31 protein-coding genes and 2 tRNA genes are annotated in these 23,292 nt (G+C 59.9%); 10 read left to right on the top strand and 23 right to left on the bottom strand.

The window, feature by feature from the left end:
• Window positions 1-53 precede the first annotated feature (53 nt).
• From KR52_RS00160 to KR52_RS00150, 3 genes are all read right to left on the bottom strand, one after another.
• The gene (locus KR52_RS00160) at window positions 54-629 is read right to left on the bottom strand and encodes a phycobilisome polypeptide (protein ID WP_038551028.1); all 576 of its coding nucleotides are present in this window, start codon (window positions 627-629) and stop codon (window positions 54-56) included.
• Entirely contained in the window at window positions 626-1,051 is a 426-nt protein-coding gene (locus KR52_RS00155) for a hypothetical protein (protein WP_038551026.1), read from the bottom strand. The genes KR52_RS00160 and KR52_RS00155 overlap by 4 nt, the downstream gene beginning before the upstream one ends.
• Before the next feature lie 109 nt (window positions 1,052-1,160).
• Window positions 1,161-1,817 carry a TVP38/TMEM64 family protein gene (locus KR52_RS00150; RefSeq protein WP_038551023.1) on the bottom strand — a complete coding sequence of 219 codons (657 nt, stop codon included), beginning with the start codon at window positions 1,815-1,817 and terminating at the stop codon, window positions 1,161-1,163.
• Window positions 1,818-1,936: 119 nt separating this feature from the next.
• Between KR52_RS00150 and KR52_RS00145 the strand changes: the two genes are divergently transcribed.
• The gene (locus tag KR52_RS00145; protein WP_253912421.1) at window positions 1,937-2,359 is read left to right on the top strand and encodes a hypothetical protein; all 423 of its coding nucleotides are present in this window, start codon (window positions 1,937-1,939) and stop codon (window positions 2,357-2,359) included.
• Here the strand turns inward: KR52_RS00145 and KR52_RS00140 are convergent, their stop codons facing one another.
• The 11 genes from KR52_RS00140 to psbB form a co-directional block, all read right to left on the bottom strand.
• Window positions 2,360-2,599: a hypothetical protein gene (locus KR52_RS00140; protein WP_038551018.1), complete on the bottom strand. Its 240-nt coding sequence runs from the start codon at window positions 2,597-2,599 to the stop codon at window positions 2,360-2,362.
• 21 nt (window positions 2,600-2,620) lie between these two features.
• Window positions 2,621-2,693, bottom strand: a tRNA-Phe gene (locus tag KR52_RS00135).
• Window positions 2,694-2,723: 30 nt separating this feature from the next.
• A complete protein-coding gene (locus KR52_RS00130) occupies window positions 2,724-3,368 on the bottom strand; it encodes a ComF family protein (protein WP_084221915.1) in 645 nt (214 codons plus the stop codon).
• A gap of 54 nt (window positions 3,369-3,422) precedes the next feature.
• Window positions 3,423-3,698 (bottom strand): DUF2470 domain-containing protein, encoded by a 276-nt coding sequence (locus KR52_RS00125; RefSeq protein ID WP_038551015.1) that lies wholly within the window; start codon window positions 3,696-3,698, stop codon window positions 3,423-3,425.
• A gap of 180 nt (window positions 3,699-3,878) precedes the next feature.
• Window positions 3,879-5,117 (bottom strand): FGGY-family carbohydrate kinase, encoded by a 1,239-nt coding sequence (locus KR52_RS00120; protein ID WP_038551014.1) that lies wholly within the window; start codon window positions 5,115-5,117, stop codon window positions 3,879-3,881.
• A 4-nt stretch (window positions 5,118-5,121) separates the two neighbouring features.
• Entirely contained in the window at window positions 5,122-6,381 is a 1,260-nt protein-coding gene (gene metK / locus KR52_RS00115) for a methionine adenosyltransferase (protein WP_038551011.1), read from the bottom strand.
• Window positions 6,382-6,404: 23 nt separating this feature from the next.
• Window positions 6,405-7,178 (bottom strand): HAD family hydrolase, encoded by a 774-nt coding sequence (locus KR52_RS00110; protein WP_038551009.1) that lies wholly within the window; start codon window positions 7,176-7,178, stop codon window positions 6,405-6,407.
• Window positions 7,179-7,183: 5 nt separating this feature from the next.
• Window positions 7,184-8,275 (bottom strand): 30S ribosomal protein S1, encoded by a 1,092-nt coding sequence (locus KR52_RS00105; RefSeq protein ID WP_038551006.1) that lies wholly within the window; start codon window positions 8,273-8,275, stop codon window positions 7,184-7,186.
• A gap of 131 nt (window positions 8,276-8,406) precedes the next feature.
• Complete coding sequence (nrdR, locus tag KR52_RS00100) at window positions 8,407-8,889, bottom strand: transcriptional regulator NrdR (RefSeq protein WP_038551003.1); 483 nt, start codon at window positions 8,887-8,889, stop codon at window positions 8,407-8,409.
• 211 nt (window positions 8,890-9,100) lie between these two features.
• Window positions 9,101-9,196: a photosystem II reaction center protein T gene (locus tag KR52_RS00095; protein WP_011128841.1), complete on the bottom strand. Its 96-nt coding sequence runs from the start codon at window positions 9,194-9,196 to the stop codon at window positions 9,101-9,103.
• 21 nt (window positions 9,197-9,217) lie between these two features.
• A complete protein-coding gene (psbB, locus tag KR52_RS00090) occupies window positions 9,218-10,777 on the bottom strand; it encodes a photosystem II chlorophyll-binding protein CP47 (protein ID WP_038550997.1) in 1,560 nt (519 codons plus the stop codon).
• A gap of 182 nt (window positions 10,778-10,959) precedes the next feature.
• Between psbB and KR52_RS00085 the strand changes: the two genes are divergently transcribed.
• Together KR52_RS00085 and psbM are read left to right on the top strand one after the other, a co-directional pair.
• Complete coding sequence (locus KR52_RS00085; protein ID WP_038550994.1) at window positions 10,960-11,436, top strand: 2Fe-2S iron-sulfur cluster-binding protein; 477 nt, start codon at window positions 10,960-10,962, stop codon at window positions 11,434-11,436.
• A 59-nt stretch (window positions 11,437-11,495) separates the two neighbouring features.
• Window positions 11,496-11,600: a photosystem II reaction center protein PsbM gene (psbM, locus tag KR52_RS00080; protein ID WP_025362091.1), complete on the top strand. Its 105-nt coding sequence runs from the start codon at window positions 11,496-11,498 to the stop codon at window positions 11,598-11,600.
• A gap of 1 nt (window position 11,601) precedes the next feature.
• On the opposite strand, the gene KR52_RS00075 is transcribed toward psbM, so the two are convergent.
• The gene (locus tag KR52_RS00075; RefSeq protein ID WP_038550991.1) at window positions 11,602-12,450 is read right to left on the bottom strand and encodes a universal stress protein; all 849 of its coding nucleotides are present in this window, start codon (window positions 12,448-12,450) and stop codon (window positions 11,602-11,604) included.
• 82 nt (window positions 12,451-12,532) lie between these two features.
• Here KR52_RS00075 and KR52_RS00070 point away from each other — a divergent pair, with 82 nt between their 5' ends.
• The 5 genes from KR52_RS00070 (at window position 12,533) to KR52_RS14875 (ending at window position 15,739) form a co-directional block, all read left to right on the top strand.
• Window positions 12,533-12,937 carry an acyl-CoA thioesterase gene (locus KR52_RS00070; protein WP_038550989.1) on the top strand — a complete coding sequence of 135 codons (405 nt, stop codon included), beginning with the start codon at window positions 12,533-12,535 and terminating at the stop codon, window positions 12,935-12,937.
• Window positions 12,938-13,040: 103 nt separating this feature from the next.
• A complete protein-coding gene (locus tag KR52_RS00065; RefSeq protein WP_051834232.1) occupies window positions 13,041-14,057 on the top strand; it encodes a DNA-processing protein DprA in 1,017 nt (338 codons plus the stop codon).
• Entirely contained in the window at window positions 14,054-14,941 is an 888-nt protein-coding gene (prmC, locus tag KR52_RS00060) for a peptide chain release factor N(5)-glutamine methyltransferase (RefSeq protein WP_253912420.1), read from the top strand. Before KR52_RS00065 ends, prmC begins: the two co-directional genes overlap by 4 nt.
• A 13-nt stretch (window positions 14,942-14,954) precedes the next feature.
• Window positions 14,955-15,569, top strand: a complete 615-nt coding sequence (locus KR52_RS00055; protein WP_051834381.1) for an L-threonylcarbamoyladenylate synthase — start codon at window positions 14,955-14,957, stop codon at window positions 15,567-15,569.
• Window positions 15,566-15,739, top strand: a complete 174-nt coding sequence (locus KR52_RS14875) for a hypothetical protein (RefSeq protein WP_216725529.1) — start codon at window positions 15,566-15,568, stop codon at window positions 15,737-15,739. The genes KR52_RS00055 and KR52_RS14875 overlap by 4 nt, the downstream gene beginning before the upstream one ends.
• A gap of 9 nt (window positions 15,740-15,748) precedes the next feature.
• Here KR52_RS14875 and KR52_RS00050 read toward each other — a convergent pair.
• The 7 genes from KR52_RS00050 to ctpZ all read right to left on the bottom strand — a co-directional run bounded on the left by KR52_RS00050 (window position 15,749) and on the right by ctpZ (window position 20,433).
• Window positions 15,749-15,820: transfer RNA gene (locus KR52_RS00050), tRNA-Thr, on the bottom strand.
• A complete protein-coding gene (locus KR52_RS13235) occupies window positions 15,811-16,017 on the bottom strand; it encodes a response regulator transcription factor (RefSeq protein ID WP_051834380.1) in 207 nt (68 codons plus the stop codon). Before KR52_RS13235 ends, KR52_RS00050 begins: the two co-directional genes overlap by 10 nt.
• Window positions 16,018-16,086: 69 nt before the next feature.
• Entirely contained in the window at window positions 16,087-16,374 is a 288-nt protein-coding gene (gene minE / locus KR52_RS00040) for a cell division topological specificity factor MinE (RefSeq protein WP_038550980.1), read from the bottom strand.
• A gap of 4 nt (window positions 16,375-16,378) precedes the next feature.
• Window positions 16,379-17,191 (bottom strand): septum site-determining protein MinD, encoded by an 813-nt coding sequence (gene minD / locus KR52_RS00035; RefSeq protein ID WP_038556604.1) that lies wholly within the window; start codon window positions 17,189-17,191, stop codon window positions 16,379-16,381.
• A gap of 56 nt (window positions 17,192-17,247) precedes the next feature.
• Window positions 17,248-17,886 (bottom strand): septum site-determining protein MinC, encoded by a 639-nt coding sequence (minC, locus tag KR52_RS00030; protein WP_038556602.1) that lies wholly within the window; start codon window positions 17,884-17,886, stop codon window positions 17,248-17,250.
• Window positions 17,887-17,893: 7 nt separating this feature from the next.
• A complete protein-coding gene (locus tag KR52_RS00025) occupies window positions 17,894-19,159 on the bottom strand; it encodes an HD domain-containing protein (protein ID WP_038550977.1) in 1,266 nt (421 codons plus the stop codon).
• Complete coding sequence (gene ctpZ, locus KR52_RS00020) at window positions 19,156-20,433, bottom strand: carboxyl-terminal processing protease CtpZ (RefSeq protein ID WP_051834231.1); 1,278 nt, start codon at window positions 20,431-20,433, stop codon at window positions 19,156-19,158. The genes KR52_RS00025 and ctpZ overlap by 4 nt, the downstream gene beginning before the upstream one ends.
• A 67-nt stretch (window positions 20,434-20,500) precedes the next feature.
• On the opposite strand from ctpZ, the gene petB reads away from it, so the two are divergent.
• Window positions 20,501-21,157 carry a cytochrome b6 gene (gene petB, locus KR52_RS00015; RefSeq protein ID WP_011363493.1) on the top strand — a complete coding sequence of 219 codons (657 nt, stop codon included), beginning with the start codon at window positions 20,501-20,503 and terminating at the stop codon, window positions 21,155-21,157.
• A 39-nt stretch (window positions 21,158-21,196) separates the two neighbouring features.
• The gene (gene petD, locus KR52_RS00010; RefSeq protein ID WP_006851144.1) at window positions 21,197-21,679 is read left to right on the top strand and encodes a cytochrome b6-f complex subunit IV; all 483 of its coding nucleotides are present in this window, start codon (window positions 21,197-21,199) and stop codon (window positions 21,677-21,679) included.
• 77 nt (window positions 21,680-21,756) lie between these two features.
• Here the strand turns inward: petD and KR52_RS00005 are convergent, their stop codons facing one another.
• The gene (locus tag KR52_RS00005; protein ID WP_038556598.1) at window positions 21,757-23,214 is read right to left on the bottom strand and encodes a glycoside hydrolase 100 family protein; all 1,458 of its coding nucleotides are present in this window, start codon (window positions 23,212-23,214) and stop codon (window positions 21,757-21,759) included.
• Window positions 23,215-23,292 lie beyond the last annotated feature (78 nt).

Raw genomic sequence — 23,292 nt, 5'->3', positions numbered from 1 at the left:
AAATACTTGGGTGTAATCCTCTCTTGAACAAAAAATTTTGGTGGTGGCGCTTATCAGCTCTTAACTGCAGATTTGTTGAGCTCGGCGTGTAGGTGCTGGAAGCAGTCGCGGATCAACTGACGGTTGTTCGATCGCGAGACCCCTTCCAGGGTCTTCTCTCTGAGCTGACCGAGGGCGATGTTCATCCCCTCGATGGGCACGTTCATTCGTCTGTACAGCTCCCTAATGGCGGCCATGCCGCTCGGGTTGGTAAAGCAGCTCTGGTTGCAGGCCACCGCGTAGGTGATCACTCGTAGAAAGTTCCAGCAGTCGCGCCAGCAGGCATCTGCTCTGTCCTGCGGGTAGAGAGCCCCGCCCGGTTGCACCAGATGCGGCTGGGTTGCAAGCAGATGACCCCGCGCCTGGTTCACCAGCTGATCTGATCGTTGGATCAGGCTGTCAGGGAGCGAGACATCCATGCCGGAGGCCTGGCAGATCGTTGCGAGCTCATCGTTCGTGAGTTGGCGTTGGGCTTGATCAGCACGCTCAAGAATGCGGAGCGTGGTCTGCGGCAAATCTTGGTTGAGGCTCAGCCCTTGAACCTGTGCGGTTTGCACCAGGGTCTTGAAGTCGGTGTTTTGAAGGTTCAAGGGTTGACGCTGGCCACCGGCGTGGCGATCAGCCAGCCGTGGCGTTCCAGGTAAAAGGCCCAGACCAGGTCATCCCCCAACCCAGGGCAACGGCTGATGGCTGCTTCCGTGAGTTCAGTTGGTACCCCCAACTGCGCCAACAGCCAGCCGACGGCGTCTGGGCTTGAGGCTGTCGCTGTACGGATGGCAGATCCCACCACCCAGGTCAGGCGCGTGTCCTTGAGATCCCCATTGCTCTCTTCGCAAGCCAGCAGAAGGTTGGCTGCCGTGGTGTGTTGATCAAATGTCTCCTGCCAGAGCGCGATGTTTTCATCACGGAGGTTGATCCGAAAACAACCGTCTCCCACTGGTAGATCCAGCTCACCGCTGCTGCCGGCCTGGTTCTGCAGGACGGCAATTCTCGGATCTGCCAGTGCGCTCATCGAGAAACGCCGATCAACTCGAATGTAACCAGTGTCCAGGAATTTCCTCGACCCAGTCAGCGGTTCGTGGGAATCGACATGCATCTGCAGTCATCCCTTGCGCTTCGTTTCATGAGGCGTTGTCCGAGGGGATCGCTGAGGATTTCCTTTTCACAAGGCCTGTGATGGTGGCGAGGGCAAACATCGCAAGCAGAGCCAAACCCAGGGTGAGGCTTGCTCCCTGAGCCACACCCGAGCCGACGGCCACGATGATGGAATCGCTGATCAGCACGCTGATCAGCAGGGCTGGTGCAAAGAGACGCCAGTGGGTGCGGCTGATCCCGATGGCATAGCTCAGGAAATCAAAGAGCCCGGTCATCAGCAGGCCTGTCATCAAAAAGAAGTTGCCTTCCAGCTGGTTCTTGCTGAACCCATCGATGCGTTTCATTGCGCTGGCTCCCACCAGACGGCTCACCGGGCCGCGTCCCCACCGGCGGGCGATGAAAAAGGCCGCGCTGCAGAACACCAGATCTGAGAAGACGATCGTGAGGTAGCCCGCTTTGAAGCCCAGCAGCGAGCCGGCCAGCAGGGAATACACCGAACTCGGTAACGCCGGCAGGATGATGCTCACCCCCCGCAGCAGGAACAGGCCGAGTGGGGCCCAGATGCCCATGTCATTCACGGCGCTTTGCAGCGGTGCGATGCCGTAACGATGCAGATAAATCACAGCAACAATGAAGACGGCAACCCAGGCGGTGACCTTCAGCCCTGTCTTCAGCCTGGACATCTCTTCAATCGCTCGAAAGCCCTGGGAAATTTAGGCGAGTCGTGGTTTTTCCCAGGGCCGTGGACACGAAGCTCAGCATCGATACCATCAGCGAAATTTCTCAACACGAGGCCAGCTCGGTGACCACCACCCCCCCGCGCACCGCGTTCGAGCAACAGCTGTGCACCCATCTGCTCAGTCTCAGTGAAGTGGTGGAAACGCTGGCGGATCGTTTGATGGAACTGGAAACGCGGTTGGCCGACATTGAGGGCCAGCAGCTGGCGGATGCGGAAATCTCAGCGGTCAGTGATGACGCCGGCGAACTGCTCCTGGCCAGCGAAGAGAAGGTGCGGATGCTTCGTGATCGTCTAATCCCAGGCGAGGTCGTGACGCTCCATGCTGATTCCCACGCCGAGGAGGCTTCAGCAGCGCACGATGACGAGATCTCAGAAACATCTGAGATGGACGACGACCGAGTCGAGGACGAGGCCTTCAGTGATGAGACCCTCAGCGATGACACGGAATATGTGGATGATCCCCAGATCGATCTGCTCTCCGCCTGATCAGGCCAGCTCCAGCAGCCTGATCCGGAAGGCGGCCACCTGGCGTGCCATTTCGGGTGAACTGATCAGGAAGGGGTGATCGGCCATCGCCTCGAGCACCGCTTCGAGATGTTCCTCTTGGCTGAGTTCAGCCTTGCTGCTGCTTCGCAGTTGCTTCCAAGTGCGGTCAAACACCATGGCGAAACTGTCGGCGTTGTCGAAAACACGATCTGTGCCTGCATCCGGTGAGATGAATGACACGGCAGTTTTGGCATCTATTGATGCCAGGACCCAGATTTGAACTGGGGACACGGCGATTTTCAGTCGCCTGCTCTACCAACTGAGCTATCCCGGCGCGCCGCCGAAGCGACTCGCGAATCTTAAATCACCGCCTGCGCTCTTTTGAGGGGGTTCGTCCCAGGCAGATCAATCCAGCCACGCGGTGTCCAGCAGCTTCAAGGGCCTGACGGGCTGCCAATGCGGTGGACCCGGTCGTGAGGATGTCGTCCACGAGCCAGACCGAGCTGAGCGCCTGATGATGGGGGAGGGGGCAGGTCTGGAACACACCCATCAGGTTGGTTTGGCGTTGGCGTTTGTTCAGATGGTGTTGGCTTAACCCGGCACGGGTGCGGTGCAGCAGCTCTTCCGTTGGCCGGCCCAATCCCAGGGCAATGCGCTGTGGCAGGGGGTTGGATCGTCGCCGCTTCCAGCTTGGAATCGGCACCAGCACTGCTGTTGCAGGCAGGGTGAAGCGGTCCGACAGCAGCTGCACCAAGGCCGCAAGAGCTTTGCCTTGGCGCCGTTCACGCAGCTTCAGCAGCAGCTGCCGCAGCGGGCCTGCGTAAGTCCCCAGGGCGCACCAAGGCAATGGCAGCAAGCCCTTGAGTCCCTGTGAAGGGAGAGCAAGTGCGTCCATGCACGTGGTGCAGGTAGCCGTCGGAGGCAGTGGGCTGTCCCAGGGTCCATAACAGATCGGGCAGCGGGGCTCGATCAGCAGGGCTTGGGCAAAGGTCAGGAGCGCGCGATGCACAGCAGGTCGGTCACTGCAACGAGCCTTCCACTGCTGGGCCGAATCGGTCCGAGATCAGGCGCTTTCTTTGGGCATTGCCCTCAGCATCGCCACCAAGGTGCGGTGGGCGTCTTCGCTGTCGGTGAGGGTGTGATCGAAGGCAATGCTGACGCTGGCGCCATCTACCTCCAGTTCCATGGTTTCTGCTTTCACAGACACCATGCGTGCTGCAGCGGGATTGCTGACGCCGCCGTAGTGCTTGGCGTAGGCGAGCACCGCTTCGGAATGGTCGTCGTTCATGTGTTTGCAGATCCGTGTGCTGACGGCATCAGTAAGGGGGTCTGCAGGCATTGGGATCAAACAGGTGAATGCAATTTTTGCAGTGATCGGCTCAAGCGAAGCGTTCGATCAACAAAAGACCGAGGCGAATGCCACTGAAGCCCACATATCCGGCCAGCACGACGAAAAGGCCGATGGCCAGACCATCGCGGAGCTTGGTGGGCATGGGGGTTGGGCGTGATGCGGGAATTCTCACCCGACCAGGGCCTGTTGGGCCAGTCGCGCCACCCCTGCAGCGGGGGGTGTATGGCAACTCGTTACAGCGCAGCCCAGGCGGCGTTCCCGCAGCCGTCGCCATTGGGGATTGCGCGCTCCACCGCCGATGCTGATGATCCGTCGGGGTGCGTCAGCACCCAGCTCGTTCAGGCGGTGCCAACCCTGCGCTTCGATCTCGGCGAGCCCTTCGAGTAGTCCATGCAGATAGAGGGCATCACTTACCGGCCGTGGTTCAAGCACCGGTAGCCGCTCTGGATCATCCACAGGGAAGCGTTCCCCTGGAGCGGGGAGTGGCCGCAGGCGCAGTCCGCTGTCGGTGTCTGGGTTGATCTGGCGGCTCAGTTCGCTGAGTTGGTCGTCGCTGTAAAAACGCCGCAGTACACCGGCCCCTGCATTGGAGGCGCCACCACTGAGCCAGCGTCCACCCACGCGATGGCTGGTCACCCCCGGGGCGTGCAGGGGCGTTTCGGTGAAGCACTTCATCACCAGCGTGGTCCCCAGCACGGTGATCCCATCTCCGGGACCCGGATCGGCGGCGAGTACAGCGGCATTGGAATCCGTTGTTCCGGCAACGATGATCAGATCGTTCGCCAGGCCCAAGGCCTTGGCCTGCTCCACTGCGATCGTCCCGAGAATGCTGCCGCTGGGTCGGATCTCAGGCAGGGCCTGCCGCCAGGGATGTTCGGCAAAACGGGCTGGCCAGCTGTGGGTGATCAGATCCCAACCCAGACGCAGGTTGTTGCCTTCTTCTCCCCAGCGCCAATCGTTTAGCAGCCATCCGCTGATCCAGTCGGCCTGATGCCGCAGCAGGATCGCCTCACCATGGCAGTTGATGAGTCGCAAGGCCCGGGCCAGGCTGCCGCTGCAGCTGGCGGCCGGACTGCTGGAATCCACCAAAGGCTGCAGCGCTGACTGCAGCTCAGGGCAGCTCTGGGAGTAGGCCAGTGCTTTCCCCAGTGGGGAACCTTCGCGATCGCAGGCCAGCAACGTGCCTGAGGTGCCATCAACGGCGAGCGCTTTCAGCTGGGATCGCAGCTGGGTCGGGATCGCTCTGATGAGGTCAATACAGCCTTCGCGCCAGCTATGGGGGTTGGCGAAGTCTCCGCCGTAGGCCTGGGATCTGCTGTCGAGCAGTTCGCCGTTAGCTGCTATGACGGCTGTGCGAATTCCGCTGGTGCCCAGGTCGATTCCGAGCACCAGCGGCGAATCCGTCATAGCGTCAGGCCGTGGCCACCTGTTCGACCCGTCTGGCTTCTGCCTGGCGAAGCTCCTGGCTTTTCGCGGTTACGTCTTCCCAGGGGGCGTTGAGGTCGTTGCGTCCGAAATGGCCGTAAGCAGCAGTGTTCTGATAGAAACGGCCGCCCCGTTGCTGGGGCAGGTTGCGCAGACCGAAGGTCTCGATGATGGCGCCGGGGCGCAGATCGAAATGCTCCTGCACCAGGGCGGTGAGGGCATCGTTGGCCAATGCGCTGGTGCCGAAGGATTCCACCAGAATCGATACGGGTCTGGCCACGCCGATGGCGTAGCTCAGCTGCACTTCGGCCCGTTCGGCGAGCCCTGCTGCCACAAGGCACTTGGCCACGTAGCGCGCTGCATAGGCGGCCGAGCGGTCCACTTTGGTGGGGTCCTTGCCGGAGAAAGCACCACCGCCGTGGCGGGCATAGCCGCCATAGGTGTCCACGATGATCTTGCGGCCGGTGAGGCCGGCATCGCCCTGAGGGCCGCCCACCACGAACTTGCCGGTTGGGTTCACCAGATACTTGGTGGCCTCGCGGGAGGGCTTGAGCGCCAGATCGGCGGTCGCCGGCTCCACCACATGGGTCCAGAGGTCTTCGGTGATGCGCTCGCGGATGCCCTGCTCATCACTGATCCCATCCACTTCAGTGGTGTGCTGGGTGGAGATCAGGATCGTGTCGATCGAGACGGGCTTGTCGTTTTCATAAACGACGCTCACCTGGGTTTTGCCATCGGGAAGCAGGTAACCCAGGGTTCCGTTGTGGCGCACTTCGGCCAGGCGGCGCGACAGCCGGTGGGCCAGGCTGATCGGCAACGGCATCAGCTCAGGCGTCTCGTTGCAGGCGTAGCCGAACATGATTCCCTGGTCACCGGCGCCCACCAGATCCAGGGGATCACCGGCGTGGTCGTCGGCCTCGTTAACGCCCTGGGCGATGTCGGGGGACTGCTGATCGAGAGCCACCAGCACCGCACAGCTGTTGGCATCGAAGCCACCGGCCCGGGCCCCGCTGTAACCGATCTCCTTGATCACGTTGCGCACCAGGTGGATGAAATCCACCTGCGCCTTGGAGGTCACTTCACCGGTGATCATGCAGAGGCCGGTGTTCACCACGGTCTCGCAGGCGACGCGGCTGGCGGGATCCTGAGCCAGCAGAGCATCGAGAACGGCGTCGCTCACCTGGTCGCAGATCTTGTCGGGATGCCCTTCCGTGACGGATTCGGACGTAAAGACGTAGCGGCTCATTCGGGCCTCCAGATCGCGCGACTTTACGCGGTTGTGCTGAGGGTGAGATCGGTCCAGCAGTGGAGCAGATGCTGTGCTGATGGCAGTTCCGGAGCTCGACTCCAGCCACCGGTGAAGCCGATCACGCCGCCGATGCCGGCCTCAATGGCCATTTGAAGGTCGGTCTCCGCATCCCCAACCAAGGCACATCGTTGGGGTGGCAGGCCAAGCCTGCCGCACAGTTCCAGGACGGCCTGTGGATCGGGTTTACGCGGATGGTCGTCAGCACTCCAGATGCCGGCAACGCCTGCGCTTAGCTGGTGGTGAGCCAGGAAGCCTTCAACCCCGGATTGGGTGTCGTTGCTGATTACAGCAGCGGTTATACCCTGCTGGTGCAGGTCCTGAAGCAGTTGTCCAGCACCGTTGATCAGCGGGCTTGGGGTGGTGTCGATCCGGCCGTCTTGGTCTACCGCGTTGAAGCAGGTATGGGCCATGGCCAGAGCCTGGGGCCATGAGCAGCCCAACAGGCAGAACACCGTTGCAGTCGAGGCGATGTTGTCCTGCCTGGAGGCAACCGCCAGGGTTCCGCCGGGATCGAGCATGCCGTGATCAACACCGAATGCTCTGTACAGGGTGTGGTTCAGCTCAGAAAGTTTCAGCCCAGGGGCTTGTTCCTGAGCAACCTTGATGGCTTTGTTGATACGTGCGTCTGCCAAGGCCAGCAGATGTGGCTCGCTATGGGAAAGGGTGCCGTCCTTATCGAACAGCACCCCTTGGACATTGCCGATGGGATGTCCCTTCAGCAGCAGTTGGGCCATCAGGCTCAGATCATCATGGAGCTGATCGGATCTTCGCCCTCTTCGGCCTGCTCCATCAGCATCTGCTTGTAGCGAGCGGCCATTTCCTCGGCCTTTTCGAACACCTTCTGGGGGTCGGTGAGCATGTCGCCGGGTTCGGGCTCGAGAGCCTTCGTGGACAACGAAATCCGGCCGCGCTCGGCATCCAGATCGATGATCATCACTTTCATCTGATCATTCACGTTCAGCACCGAGTGGGGGGTCTCGATGTGCTCGTGGCTGATCTCGGAAATGTGCAGCAGACCGCTGACGCCACCGATGTCGATGAAGGCGCCGTAGGGCTTGATGCCCCGGACTGTACCCACCACAACTTCGCCCACTTCCAGGCGATTCATCTTCCGCTCCACCAGGGCGCGGCGGTGACTGAGCACCAGGCGGTTGCGCTCTTCGTCCACCTCGAGGAATTTCAGAGGCAGGAAGTCGGCAACCAGTTCCTCCTTCGGCTTGCGGGTGCTGATGTGGGATCCGGGGATGAAGCCCCGCAGACCCTCCACGCGCACCAGGGCACCACCACGGTTGGTGGCAAACACCTCGGAGTAGATCGTGGCGTCTTCCTTCTGGAGCTGGCGGACCCGCTCCCATGCCCGCTGGTATTCGATCCGACGGATCGAGAGCGCCAGCTGACCATCTTCGTTCTCCTCACTCATGATGAAGAACTCACGGATCTCGCCGGGCTGAAGCACGTCGCTCAGACCCTCGACCCGGTTGATCGACACCTCTTGAAGAGGCATGAAGGCAGCAGTCTTGGCGCCGATATCGATCATCGCGCCCTTCGATTCCAGGGCGAAGACCGTACCGTTGACGATGTCGCCAGGCTTGAAGTTGTAGTCGTACTTGCTGAGGAGAGCCGCGAACTCATCCAGGGTGAATCCGGCGTCGTCCAGGCTGCGGCTGGCGGCTCGGCTGCTTGGATCATCCGCGGTGGGGACGTCTTCAGGAATGCTCAGATCCTCATCTTCAAACGCCTGTTCGGCGGCGGGGGTTTCTGCAGAGCCTTCTGTGGCGTTCGCGTCCTGAACCTGATCCTGGATCTGTTCTTCTGTCGGAGTCGCAGACATGGGGGGCTGGCGGTCTACCTCAGGTGGGTAGTTCGAAAAAATCGCGTCAAACGCCCGCCGACGTTTCACGGAGAATCAATGAGTTTACAGATCGAACCGACACTTAGAACCCATCGGTTCAATGCACTGGTTCAACGAACAGTGGCGAGATGGTTCTGCTCCTGATCAGTGTTGAGTGTTTCAAGGGTTGACACGAAGTCATCAATGCCACGGAACTGGCGGTAAACGGATGCGAAACGGATGTAGGCCACTTCGCTGATCTGCTTGAGATCCCGGAGCACAAATTCGCCGATCTCAGCGCTGCTGACTTCCTTGCCGGAGCGTTGCTGGAGTTTGAGTTCGAGTTCTTCAACGAGCGATTCCAGACGTGTTGCGTCGAGGCCCGTTTTCTCGCAAGCTCGGTTTAAGCCATGCAGCAACTTGCTGCGACTGAAGATTTCCCTGTTGCCGTTGCGTTTGACCACCGTGATTGGAACGGTTTCCACGCGTTCATAGGTCGTGAAGCGGAATTCACAATTGAGGCATTCACGCCGTCGTCTCACGCTACGTCCACCATCCGCTGCCCTGGATTCAAGAACGCGACTATCTGTGTTTTGGCAGGAGGGGCACTGCATCCCCGAAGGAATCAATAAGTTCCACCAACTGTAGACAGTGATTTGAGACTTGAGAAGGGCCTGCAGGACATCAGTCTCATTTGAGGATTCCGTCGAGCTCTGTCAGTGACTTGAGACTGCTGTGGTCGGCTCTGGCGGACGAGACCATCTTGCGACGATCGGTGAAAGAAAAATAAAAAACCCCGCCGAAGCGGGGTTTTGAGGATTCAAATCACTTACCTATTTTCGGCGGATCGCGGAATGCTATCGCGAAGAAGAGCGTGGCAATCGCGAGGGTAAGGATGAGGACGTAAGCGAAGCTTTCCATCGTGTTGTTCCTAAGGGGCGATCAGTTGAGGGGAGTTCCAGCTGGAGGAACGTAGCCCTCGGGTAGGCGACGGCTGGTTTTGTCACCAAGCTTGGCGAAGAGACCAAACTCCACCTGATCACCGAGGTCAGGATCAATACCAGCGAACACGTCGCGATACAGGGTGCGGGCACCGTGCCAGATGTGGCCGAAGAAGAACAACAGAGCGAAGGTTGCGTGGCCAAATGTGAACCAGCCACGGGGTGAACTTCGGAACACACCGTCGGAGTTGTAGACCTCGCGGTTGAAGTCGAACGCTTCACCCAGCTGGGCCTTGCGGGCAAGGCGCTTCACGTCGGCAGGGTCAGTGAAGGTTTGACCATCCAGTGCACCACCGAACACCTGGGCGGTTACGCCTTGCTGTTCGAAGGAGTATTTGGCTTCTGCCCGTCGGAAGGGAATGTCAGCGCGAACAATTCCTTGCTCATCTTCGAGGACTACAGGGAAGTTCTCAAAGAAGTTGGGGAGACGACGAACTTGAAGTTCATCACCGTTTTTGTCGGTGAAGACAACATGACCAAGCCAGGAAGTTGGTAAGCCATCTCCGTTCACCATCGGTCCAACGCGGAAGAGACCACCCTTTGCAGGACTGTTGCCGACGTAGTCGTAGAAGGCCAGCTTCTCAGGGATGGCCTCAAAGGCTTGCTCCCTGGTGGCGCCATCATCCATCGCGGTTTGAACGCGACGGTTGATCTCAGTCTTGAAGTAGCTCTGGTCCCACTGATAACGGGTCGGCCCGAACAATTCGACCGGGGTGGCTGCGGAGCCGTACCACATGGTTCCGGCCACGATGAAAGCGGCAAAGAAAACTGCTGCGATAGCGCTTGCCAGCACAGTCTCGATGTTGCCCATACGGAGAGCCTTGTAAAGGCGCTCGGGTGGTCGGGTTGTGATGTGGAAGATGCCAGCAATGATGCCGACAATCCCAGCAGCGATGTGGTGGGCAACGATTCCGCCGGGATTGAAAGGGTTGAAACCTTCTGGTCCCCATGACGGTTGAACCGCTTCGAGGTGTCCCGTCAGGCCGTAGGGGTCTGAGATCCACATGCCCGGGCCGAAGACCCCAGTGAGGTGAAAGGCGCCGAAACCGAAGCAGCCCAGACCTGCAAGCAGCAGGTGAATTCCGAAGATCTTCGGCAGGTCGAGAGCGGGTTCGCCGGTGCGTGGGTCCTGCCAGATCTCGAGATCCCAGTAGGTCCAGTGCCAGATGGCGGCCAGCATCATCAGGCCGGAGAAAATGATGTGAGCGGCAGCGACGCCCTCAAAACTCCAGAAACCGGGATCAACACCCGTTTCGCCGGTGATGCTCCATCCACCCCAGCTGCCGGTCACGCCAAGGCGGGACATGAAGGGCATCACGAACATGCCCTGACGCCACATCGGGTTCAGGACAGGATCAGACGGATCGAAAATGGCCAGCTCGTAGAGCGCCATGGAGCCGGCCCAGCCGGCTACAAGCGCTGTATGCATGAGGTGCACAGCCAGGAGGCGGCCCGGGTCATTAATGACAACGGTGTGCACCCGATACCAGGGCAATCCCATGGGTCAGGTTCGGGGGACAAGACTGCTTATGCAGTCAGACATGAGCGATCGTAAGGGCTTCAGTCCATGGGGCGGGAGAAAAGTGACCTGCCCGCAACGGTCAGTGACATGAAAGTCGTGACCCTGCTGTTCACAAAACGCAATGCTTCAGCCCATGATGGGGGTTGGTTGCTTGTGAGCTCATGCCCGTTATTAGGTTTATTCGTGAAGGTCGTGATGTTGAGTGTTACCCCGGCGAGAATCTGCGTGAGGTGGCCCGGCGCGAGGGCATCGAGCTCTACGGCTTGAAGGGCCAGCTGGGCAATTGCGGAGGGTGTGGTCAGTGCATCACCTGCTTCGTTTCCGTGGTCGATGAAGACAACGCCGATGCGCTGACGGCGCGCACTGCCGTCGAAGACAGCAAGTTGCGCCGCAGGCCCCAGGAGTGGCGCCTGGCATGCCAGGCCTTGGTGGAGAAGTCCCTCATGGTTCTAACCCGGCCTCAGGTGAGGCTCGCCAATGCTGATTCGAGATTGGCTGCGGCCAGGCAGGCCCCGCTGCCGGCGGGTCCCACGGCATGGCCAGCGCCTCCAGCCAGTGAGCTCGATGAAGAGGACCAGGATGGGGTTGATGTCGACGGCCGAGATGCCAAGGCTGCTACCGCCGGTGACGAGGCCTAGGGCAGACGCTCCCCAGGCCTCTTGTCGGTGATACCTTCGCCTGGATCCCTCCAACGGCCATGGAAACCAACGATCTCGGATTCGTCGCCAGCCTCCTGTTCATCCTGGTTCCGGCGATCTTCCTGATCGTGCTCTACATCGGCACGCAGAACAACGAGGCCTGATTCAGCCCCGTTCAGGCTCACGCACCAGCAGCACAGGGGCTGGTGCGTGCACTCGGATGTAGTCGCTGACTGATCCGCCCAGAAGCTTGTCCAAATCCACCAGTCCTCTGGCGACAAGAGGACGTCGGTCCTGTGAGGCGATGACCACCAAGTCGGCGTTGCACTCCGATGCAGCGAGGCAAACGCTCCGACCGATGTCCTTCCCTTCGGTGTGTATGGCTTTCATGTCTATACCGAAGCCCCTGGCCCGCTGAACAGCGGCATCGAGAACCTCGTCCGCTTTGGTGCGGCCTCCCCGGGAGGGTGCTGATTCCTGGCGAACGACATGAACTCCGGTGAGGGTTCCGCCGGGAATTTCACGCACCAGTTCGCAGGCTGTGCGCAGCGCGTCGTCACCAACGCCTGTTCCGTCGATCGTCACCATCACGCGATTGACATGCTTGACGTAGAGGTCGTCCCGCACCAGCAGCATCGGCCGAGTGGACAGTTGAAAGACGTATTGGCTGGTGCTGTTGGCCAGGATCGATTGAAGGCGTCCCAGGCCGCGTGATCCCATCACGATCAGGTCGGCCTGAACCTCATCAGCAACCTTGAGCACGGTCTGCTTCGTGTCGCCCTCGCGAATCAAGGTGCTCACGCTTGATGGGCTGAGGCCCATGCGCGTGATTGCACTGTTCAAGAGGTTTACTGCTTCGTCGCGATGGCCGTCGGATTGCGACTTGCTTTGCTCCGAGACCACATGCAGCAAATTGATTTTTGCGGCCTTCAGGCTGGGAATGTCCTGGAGCATCCGGATCATTTCCTCGACGTGACCCTTGCCCGAGTCGGCAATCAGAAGGTTCCTGAACACAGGGAGATGAAGCAGCCTTTGCGGAAGCCTATGGGTGGTTGCCTCCGTGGAGAGAAGCTGATGTCACAGCGTTACGCGGATCATGTACACCCTGACCAAGCGTGTGCTCCCGCAGCACACCGATTACGCCGGTGTGATGTGGCATGGGGCCTATGTGCAGTGGCTTGAGGAAGCCAGGGTTGAGGCCCTTCAGGCTGCGGGCCTTGGTTATGCCGCCATGACCGCGATGGGCGTCGATATGCCGGTGGTTTCTCTGCGGCTGAAGTACATCAGCCCACTTCGACACGGTGATGAGGTGTGTCTTGATAGCCATTGCTCGGGTCGGCAGGGTGTGCGTTGGCCATGGTTCTCTCGCTTTGTTTGCAGAGGCACCGTGGTCGCGGAGGCAACAGTGAATCTGGTGATGGTCCGTGAGGGGCGCGTGCTCAGGAGCGTGCCTCTCGAGCTGCAGGAGGTGATGGATCTGCTGGTGAACCAACGCCTTTGAATCAGACACCTAGCACTGTGATAGTACAGATGTACTTGCAAGGGGGCTTTTGCGGGGTTGGTGGTGGTGCTGGGCCTGTTGCCCGGGCTTGGGCAACGCACGCATGGCCGATTTGCGCAGGTTCTGCCGCGATCAAGCCATCGGGCCAGATCAGCTCTGGGCCTGGCCAATCGAGCGCCTTGGCAAGGCTCTGGGTTGGCCGGCCCGCTGTTTGCGTGCCGTCGATCGTTACAGGTGTGAGCAAGGAATCGAGCCGAATCTTGATGTTCCTGCTTGTGCTCTTTTGCCGGGTGACCCCGCCTGGCCGAGCTGTTTGGATGGCGTGGATTCATCTCCTTCCGGGCTGTACGTCGAGGGGGATCGATTGCTGCTTCGCCGTTTGAATGCCCGAGAAGCCATTGCGGTGGTGGGCACACGCTCTGCCTCGGACCATGGCCTTGCGATGGCTGAAGACCTGGGTCGCGCTCTTGCTGAAGCGGGTTGGCCTGTGCTCAGTGGGCTTGCTGAAGGGATTGACGCTGCAGCCCATCACGGCTGTTTGATCAGCAATGGTTCACCCATTGCGATTTTGGGGACACCTTTGGATCGCGTTTATCCAGCCCACCACCGATCACTGCAGCAGCAGGTCGCAGAGCAAGGGTTGCTGGTGAGCACAACCCGGTCGGGCTCTCGCGTTTATCCAGGCCACTTCGCAACCCGGAATCGTTGGCTTGTCACGTTTGCGAAAGCACTCGTGGTGGTGGAGTGTCCGCAACGCAGCGGAGCACTGATTTCGGCCCGCTGGGCGAGCCGCATGCATTGCCCGGTGTGGGTTGTTCCTGGTGATGCCCGCCGTTGGTCATGTCGGGGCAGCAATGCCCTGCTTCGGGATCGTGCGACAGCCTTGATTCATTCCGAGGATCTGGTTCGTTGTCTTGGTGACGGCCCCTTGAAGCCGGACGACTCACATGGCATGAACCAGCAGCTGATGGGCGCCATTGGGGCCGGGGCTTCTGTTGATCAGCTGGTGCTTCGTTTGCAGTGTTCCCCTGCTGAGCTGGCCTCCGAGCTTCTGGCTCTCGAGTGCAAGGGTGAACTGCTGTGTGAGTCTGGACTTCACTGGCGCAAGCGTCGGCCTTGACAAATTCCACAACCCTTGCCGGCACGGATCTTTTGACGTGGAGACGCCAACAACTCGCCCGCGGTGGAGCTGCGGCCGATCTCGATTGGTTGATCGATCTGGCCGGTGGCGTTCGCTGGACAAGCCTGCAGCGGTTGCTGCTGGATCCAGCACGAACCGTTGCACTCCAGCAGTCACTCGAGGTGCTCTCTGAACTGTGGCAGCGCCATCTTGAGGAGAACGTCCCCCTGCAGCATTTGGCTGGCCTTTGTCCATGGCGAGATCTGCTGCTCGAATCCTCCCCCGCTGCGCTGATTCCTCGTCAGGAAACCGAACTGCTGGTGGATCTTGCCCTGAACCACTTCCAGTCTGCCCCACCCCGGCGCTGGGCTGATCTAGGCACTGGCTCAGGGGCCATCGCGGTGAGTTTGGTCCGTGCCTGGCCGACGGCACTCGGGCATGGCGTCGACCTCAGTGCAGATGCTTTGCGTTTGGCGGAACGCAATCTCCAGCGTTGCGCTCCGCACAACAACTGTTCGCTTCACCTTGGCTCATGGTGGACGCCGCTCAGGCGCTGGTGGGGAACCCTGGATCTTGTGATCAGTAATCCTCCCTACATTCCACGGTCTGTGGTTCACGGTCTCGACGCTGTGGTTCGTGACCATGAGCCCCATTTGGCCTTGAGTGGGGGAGAGGACGGGCTGGATGCCATCCGCACCGTGGTGGATGGAGCACCAACGGGGCTGTCGCCTGGGGGCTGGCTTCTGCTCGAACACCACCACGATCAGAGCGGCCTGGTCATGCAGCTGATGAGGGATGCGGGTTTGGTGGAGGTCAGCGCGGCCGCTGATCTTGAAGGGACACGCCGCTTTGCTCTTGCTCGCAACCGTTCTGCGACCACTTGATGTGACGCCTCTGATGAAGGAAGGATTCGTGCCTGCTCCGGTTCTGGCCGCCACCGATTTGGCGCTGCGGCTTCGTGCCGGCGAAGCCGCCATCATTCCCACCGACACCCTGCCGGGACTGGCGGTGCTTCCCGATCAAGCCCAGACCCTCTGGCGTCTGAAATGCCGACCGGCTGATAAGCCCCTCATCTTGATGGGGGCATCAGTGAACGACTTGCTTCACGAAGTTGCGGTTCCGTGCCATCGGGAGCTTGAAGCCTTGGCTGAGCGCTACTGGCCTGGAGCGCTCACCCTGGTGCTGCCTGCCCGTGATGGCGGAGCTGGGCGGTATCTCAACCCAGGCGGTACGACGCTGGGCTGCCGCATTCCAGCCTGTGAGCAGACCCGTGGATTGCTACAGATCAGCGGACCATTGGCCACCACCAGCGCCAATCTCTCCGGAGAGCCGGCCAGTATGACCGCGGCAGAGGCGGCGCTGAGTTTCCCAGATGTTGCTCAGCTGGGGCCTCAGCCCTGGTGTCAAGCCTCTGGTCAGGCCAGCACGGTATTGGTCTGGGTTGGGGATGGACGGTGGCGCATCGTGCGACGGGGTGCTGTGATTCCTGCAGGGGTTGAGGTGTTCGAGTGATCCCACTTCTTGGGCTCTGCCTACTGGTGATGGCGATCCTTCATTGGGTGCTTGAGCCCCTTGAAGGCCTTTTCACCTGGACGCTTCAGCTGAATCTTCTTCCCTGGCTTTTAGGACTTGTTCTGGTCTGGCTGTTTGCGGGCGCAACCGACAGCACGCCATCATCCTGATCCAGTTCAAGCCGGCTAACGGATTTGAACCGATGGCCTTCGCTTTACAAAAGCGCTGCTCTACCGCTGAGCTAAGCCGGCATGTGTTTCATCGTAACGGCGCTTGCCTGGCAATTCAAAGCAGTGTCACCTTCACCGATGAGCCAGAGCGCCAGCTCGAGTCGGTTGCAGCAGCCGCTTTTTTGGAGTGCTCTGCTGATGTGGCATTCGACCGTCCGGTGACTGATCACCAACCGCTGGGCAATGGCTCTGTTGTTGAGGCCTTGAAGCAAGAGCATCACCACCCGCTGTTCAGCGGGGGTGATGAGAGTCAGGATCTGAGGTTTCAAGCTTGAGCAGGTTGCTGCTCAGAGCGTTCCACCATTCGCCGGTTTAACGACCGGACGACGGATGGGAAGGTTGGCCACCAGGGCGGTGACGCGGTCTTCCGTCTCCAGGCTCACGTCACCTTCTTCGAGGTCGATTTCCACGTAGCGGGCCACCACTTCGAGGATTTCTCGCCGCATCTGTTCGAGCAGCTCAGGATTGAGGTCACTGCGGTCATGGGCTAAAACCAGCTGGAGCCGCTCTTTGGCTGTTTCTGCACTGGCTGGCTGACGGCGCAGGAGTTTGTCGATGAATTCCTTGAGTGTCATCGCCTCAGAAAATTCGGGTTTGCATCAGCTTGCGCATCCTGGCGCGGAGGCCGAGGCGGGCCTGTGAGGGATCCATCAGCGGTATGTCTTCACCTTGAAGCCGTTGCGCGATGTTGCCGTAGGCCTGGGCTGCTGGGGACGATGAATCACTCAGGGTCAAGGGTTCACCGCGGTTAGTGCTCACAATCACCTGTTCGTCTTCAAAAACAAGCCCCAGAAGAGGCAGCGCCAGGATGTCGGTGACGTCATCCACCGAGAGCATTTCCTGGTTCGACATCATCTTCGGTCGCACCCTGTTGAGCACAAGCTGCACAGGCTGCACACCCTTGGTGTTCAGAAGCCCGATCACCCGATCAGCGTCCCTCACGGCGGCCACTTCCGGGGTGGTGATCACCACAGCTTCTCGGGCTGCGGCAGCGGCATTTTTGAATCCGTCTTCGATGCCTGCAGGGCAATCGATCAAAACGTAATCGAACTGGCGTTCCAGCAGCGCAACGATCGCTTGCATGTCCTTGGGCTTGAGCCACTCGAGCATCCGAGGGTTGCCCGCAGGGAGCAGGGCCAGATTGGGCTCCTGCTTGTGTTTCACCAGGGCTTGCTCAAGCCGGCAGCTCTCCGCCAGCACCTCCTGGGCGGTGTAGACGATGCGGTTCTCCAGGCCCAGGAGCAGGTCAAGGTTCCTCAGACCGAAGTCCGCGTCAAGAACCACGGTCTTGGCGCCTTGACGGGCAAGGGCGATACCAAGGTTCGCCGTTGTCGTTGTTTTTCCGACACCGCCCTTGCCAGAACAGATGAGGATGGTTCGGGTCGTCGACACCAGGGTTCTGCTTTGGTGCGGCAAGAATAATCTGGCTTTTGGGCCTGACAACGACGTCAGCGTTTTTGAAAGTTCTGGATGACGGCGGGTTCAATGGCGATCACGCCATCCTTGAGTTCGGCTTGCTCGGCCAAACCCGCTTGGGGCAGATCCTCGGGGCCTCGGGCGACAACGTCAGCAATCCTCAGTTGCAGTGGCCGCAACTGCAGGGCAACGATTTTCGCTGTCGTTGACCCCTCGCATCCGGCATGGGCCACGCCCCGCAGGCGACCCCACACCAAAACATCAGCGGTTGAACTGATCTGTGCTCCGGGGTTCACATCGCCGTAGAGAAGGATGGTGCGCTCACTTTGGAGATGGTTGCCGGAGCGCAGGGTGCCGTGGTGAAACAAGAGGTCGGAAGCGGCCGTCGTCACAGGATTGGGCCGGAGTTCACGGTTAGAAGGCGTGTTGGATCGGCTTGCATCCAGTCCCAAGGCTGAAGCAGCCACAATTGTCTCGGGCACCCGGCCGGTGATTCGTCCGAGTTGATGACCTGCCTCGGTGACGGCGGCGCACAAATCAGCGAGGTCGCTGCAGTTCAGGATCCAGTCTCCGCAATCGAGATCAACCATCGGTTGGGAACACCTGCTCAGCAGATCAGGCAAACGATCCCTCCAGTGATCAAGGCGCTGGTCGGGAAGCCTCAATGTCATGGCTGCTTCACGCTGCTGCTGCTCGGGGCCATTCAACGTCCATTTCCTGCCTGAGCTCGGCACTGATGTCACGGGGGTGAATCAACCAGGAGGTTGCCGCCGGGGTCGCGAGACTGGCGACCAGGGGAGAGGCTTTCTCCAGGGCCTGGAGCTGCTGCCCGTCCCAGAGGCGCAAGCCGCCTCGATAGGGGTGGTATCCACGCAGCTGTTGATGACGCAATCCGCAGCAGAGTTCAGGGTCGTGGCCATGACGATCGGCCAGTCGCCTGGCTGTTGCGAGCAACTGCAGTTGCTCAGCCGGAGACAGATGCTCGACGGCCGTTGCTTTAAGCAGGCGTCGATCCAGAAAACGCCCACTCAGTTCAGCCAGGGCTGCTGGTGCTTCGGCTTGCCAGCGCTGGAGGTGGTAGCCGGTGCGTTGGTCGTCGTTGGCGAGGAAGTTCTCCAAGCGGATCTGGTCCGGTTGCCAGAGCCAGCTGGCCATCACCTCATCAGCCCACACCTGCTCAGGGCCCAGTTGTCGTGCGGTCAGGATCAGTTTTTCCAGAAGCCAGTTGCACACCACATTCAGCCGGTGGTTGTAGACGCTCCTGTACATGAGGTTCCTCACCACCAGGTAGTGCTCCACAGCCATCAGACCCTTGGGATGAATGGCCATGTCCCCATCGGGGGCCAGGGTCAGGGCTCCCAGGATGCGGTCGAGATCCAGCTGCCCGTAGCGCGTTCCGGTGCTGTAGCTGTCGCGCAGGAGGTAATCCAGCCGGTCGCAATCCAGTTGACTGCTGATCAGGTGTTTGATCAGGGGGTGAGGGCTGCGTCCATGCTCCAGCAGGTTCGCCACCGCCTCAGCCGTGCCGGATGCATGGCTCTCCAGACAGTCACGGATCTCTGGGTGATGCCGGATCACCCGCGCTGACCACGCTTCATGGCGCAGGCCAAACATCTCTTCGCCGGTGTGGCTGAGGGGGCCATGGCCGATGTCATGGAGCAAAGCAGCCCCGTAGAGCAGACCCCGGTACTTCTCCAACTCGGGTGCCAATGGCAGCATCCGCTCAAACGCACGGCGTGCCAGATGAAAGACCCCCAGCGAGTGGGTGAATCGACTGGATTCAGCGCTGTGAAAGGTGAGGTAGGCCGGACCCAGCTGGCGGATGCGTCGCAGGCGCTGGAACGGCGCCGTGTCCACCAGATCCATCACCATCCCCTCGGCTGGGGCTTGGCGGTCAAGACCAATGCCGCGATGCAGAGGGTCGTGATAGGTCCGCTGGTTCATGCCTCGGTGTCGTTAGCGGGCTGTTCCAGCAAGGCCTCCATCCATTGCTCGGCTTCCGAGAGCCAGCGATCACCATCACCGCCGGGGTTCAGGGGTTCCGGATCTGACAACCCACGATCGGGTGCGATGCCTTCTCCTTGGATGTCCCGTCCACTCGGTGTTACGTAGCCGGCGACGGTCACGGCGAGGCCGCTGCCGTCACTGAGGTTGGTCAGCGTTTGAATCAGCCCTTTGCCAAACGTCTGTCCTCCGAGAAGGGTGGCGCGTTCGTTGTCCTGGAGGGCGCCAGCCAGGATTTCACTCGCGCTGGCCGTTCCTCCATTCACGAGGATGACCATCGGTCCGTCGTACACCGTCTGGAGGCTGGCCTGGATGGTGTCATTGATCCCCTCACGGTTGCGGGTCTCAACGATGGCGCCACCGGAAAGGAAGTCGTCGGCGACCGCTAATCCAGCGCTCACCAAACCGCCTGAGTTGTTGCGGAGGTCGAGCACCAATCCTTCGATGTCCTTGTTCTGCAGTTCCGTGAGGGCCTCTTTCACCTGTTCGGGAACGCCTTCGCTGAACTGGGTGATCCGCAGATAGCCAAGGGTGTGAGTGCCGCTGCGCAAGCGCCTTGTGCGTACCGGCCGTAGGTCCACACTGCGGCGTTCAAGCGTCAGCTCATTTGTTTCTCCGCTGCCGTTGTCCAGCGTCAGCACCACCTGCGAGCCCACGTCTCCCCGCAGCGCTGCCACGGTTCCTTCGAGACCTAGATCCACCACGGCCCGGCCATCAACAGACAGCAACCGTGTTCCACTGGTGATCTCCGCTTCGCCGGCGGGAGAACCCTCGAGGGCAGAAATCACCACAACGCCATTGCTGCTTTCATCCGGACCGAGTTGCAAGCCCACACCGCTGAGGCTGCCGTTGGTGCTGTTCTTCAGCGCCTTGTAGTCCTCTGGACGGAGTAGCCGGGTGTAGGGGTCGCCCAGCTGAGCCAGCATCGATTCGATGGCTGCATAGGCATCGTTGCTGCTCTCGATGTTGCGTTCCATGGCCTTCTGCCGTTGACGCTTCCAACGCACCGCATCGAGTTGCTCGGGATTCCAAAAGCCCTGGTTCACAAGCCGCCAGCTGTCCACCACGAGCTGTTGTGTGTCGCTAAGTGCAACGGCTGTGCAGGCGCTGCCCAGCACTAGAAAGCAGCAAAGAGCAGCTGCGATCAGTTGGCGCAGCGCTCGAAACCCTTTGCGCCGCAGCCAGTCTGAAAGATCGTTAACAGTTGGATACATCGCGGTGGGTTCGCCTCAGTGGCAGAAGCGTGCTCAGTAGACTTTCGCAACTCGAGCCCGCTTGTGCATGGCGAACTCATCACCGGTTTACGACTGGTTCCAAGAACGTCTGGAAATCCAGGACATTGCTGACGACATCGGGTCCAAGTACGTGCCCCCCCACGTCAACATCTTCTATTGCCTGGGGGGCATCACGTTGGTGTGCTTCCTGATCCAGTTCGCGACTGGGTTCGCGATGACCTTCTATTACAAGCCCACAGTTGCCGAGGCCTACAAGTCGGTCGAATATCTGATGACCGACGTCAGCTTTGGTTGGCTGATCCGCTCGGTGCACCGCTGGAGCGCATCAATGATGGTGTTGATGCTCATCCTTCACGTGTTCCGCGTTTACCTCACAGGCGGCTTCAAACGTCCCCGTGAGCTCACCTGGGTCACCGGTGTGACTATGGCCGTGATCACCGTGTCCTTCGGTGTGACTGGTTACTCCCTGCCCTGGGACCAGGTTGGTTACTGGGCCGTGAAGATCGTTTCCGGTGTCCCTGCGGCCATTCCTGTTGTTGGAGATTTCATGGTCGAACTGCTTCGCGGTGGCGAAAGCGTTGGCCAGGCCACTCTCACGCGCTTCTACAGCCTTCACACCTTCGTGATGCCCTGGCTGCTGGCGGTGTTCATGCTCATGCACTTCCTGATGATTCGGAAGCAGGGCATTTCTGGTCCCTTGTGATCTGCGTTCCTACTGTTCCCTCAACACTTGGACTAAACGATGCACATTCTCAAGAAGCCTGATCTCTCCGATCCCAAGATGCGGGCCAAGCTCGCCAAGGGCATGGGCCACAACTATTACGGCGAGCCTGCCTGGCCCAACGATCTCCTCTACATCTTCCCGGTGGTGATCCTCGGCACCATTGCCTGTGTGGTTGGTCTGGCCGTCCTTGATCCAGCGATGCTCGCCGACAAGGCTGATCCCTTCGCCACCCCTCTGGAAATTCTTCCTGAGTGGTACCTCTACCCAGTGTTCCAGATTCTGCGGGTTGTTCCCAACAAGCTTCTGGGCATTGCTCTGCAAACCCTGGTTCCCCTGGGCCTGATGCTTGTTCCTTTCATCGAAAGCTTCAACAAGTTCCAGAACCCTTTCCGCCGTCCCGTGGCGATGACTGTGTTTCTGACTGGAACTCTGGTGACCATCTACCTCGGTATTGGTGCAGCACTTCCGATCGACAAGTCCCTCACCCTTGGACTGTTCTGATCATTCGCCTGAGTGCAGTGCATGGACCCCGACTCGTCGAGTCGGGGTTTTTTTATGCCATTGGCTGAGATGGTTCTTCAGTGACCCATCGATTCGTCGAGGTTGAGCATCAGCACGTCGTCCGGGTTGACGTGGAGAAAGTGGTGCATCAGCAGAAATCCAACGATGGTCCAGGTCTGATACGTGCGTGATTGCTGTCCGACCCAGGTTCCTGTGGGGCCATCGAAATATTCAGCCCATTGCTGACGGGGCAGTTGGTTGAGATGGCTCCAGTAGCACTCGTCCAACAGCGTTTTCATTTGTCCCATCAGCAACACGTCGGCCTGGGGATTCAGCCTTTCGTGCAGAAGGATGGACGCTCCAAAAAACCAGAGCAGGCTCGGCCAGTGGCCACCGTTGTGATAGCTCCAGGGCCAGTTTTTGGGATCGGAGCCCGTTTTGTTCTCCCATTCCACGCCCTCCATGGGGGGATGACAGATGCGCATCGGCATCTGGGCCATCAGGTGATCCCGGTTGTGCAGCACCAGTCGGAACAGGGCCCGTTGCTGCGGCGCAGTCAGCAACCCGAACAGGGATGCCAAGGAATTCCCCAAGGAGTAGAAGCGAAAATCCGGTCGTCCGGTTCGCATGTTCCCGATCATGTAACCGCCTCGGTTCTCCAGCCAGTCCTGCAACCAGTCCGGGATGACCTGGGGTTGAACGTTGAACTCGTTTTGGTGCTGGTTGTCGCCATACTGCTCCGTCGGCCGTCGCCGAAGCACTTGCATTGTTTTGCTGGTGACCCAGTAATGCTTCAAAAGAAACTGCCGTAAATCATGGGTCCACTGCCGGCTCAGACGAAGCCGTTCCCCGAGAAGAGCACTGTTCTCGTGGCGTTGGCAGAGTTCCATCAGCCCAATGCAGCTGCGAAGAGCTGCGAAGAGCAGCACTTCCACCTCCAATGGAGCGCCCCAGACATCCATGGGGCGGTCAATCATGAAGGCGCAGTCAGGCACGAACAGCACCGGCGTGCCTTCAAAACTGGGGTGCAGAACCAGATCGAGTAGTAGTTGTAGCCCCCGCTGCACCTCAGGGCAGCGACCGAAGTCAGTGTCCCCACTGCGTTTGACGTAGACCCAGCAGAGAATCGGCCACCAGAGACTGGCGTCCACCGAAGTGATGCGACCAATTGAGCGTTGGCCGTAGTCCGCAACCAGCTGCCCTTCTTCTTCCACAAAACTGGTGGGAAAGACGCCGCGGGTTTGAACGTTGGTGCTCTGGAGGTGAAGGCTGACGCTTAGAAACTGCTTCACAATGGCGAAGCGGCCCTGCAGCATCAGGTAAATCATCACCGGAACGTTGTCCCGCAGGAAGATTTCGCCGTAGTTGAGGGCGTCGTCAGTGCGGCGATGTTCCATCGCTGCAATGCTGCCGGCGAGTTTTCCTTGCACGCCAATCAGTGTTGCTTCGAAGTGCTCCCGTGCTTTTTGCAGCACCTGCTCTTCGTTCGAGTTGGGACGGAAACGCTGGCTCTGTTCGGTGAAACGCGTCGGCATCGCGGTGACCTCCATTTGAAACGTAGTTCTGCCAGTCGGTTTCGCCAGTGGAAGCAACCCTGCAGATCTGCATTCATC

It is taken from the genome of Synechococcus sp. KORDI-52 (assembly GCF_000737595.1).
Lineage (GTDB): Bacteria > Cyanobacteriota > Cyanobacteriia > PCC-6307 > Cyanobiaceae > Parasynechococcus.
Note: the sequence above shows the minus strand (reverse complement) of the source record. Positions and strands in the feature narration are given on the sequence as shown.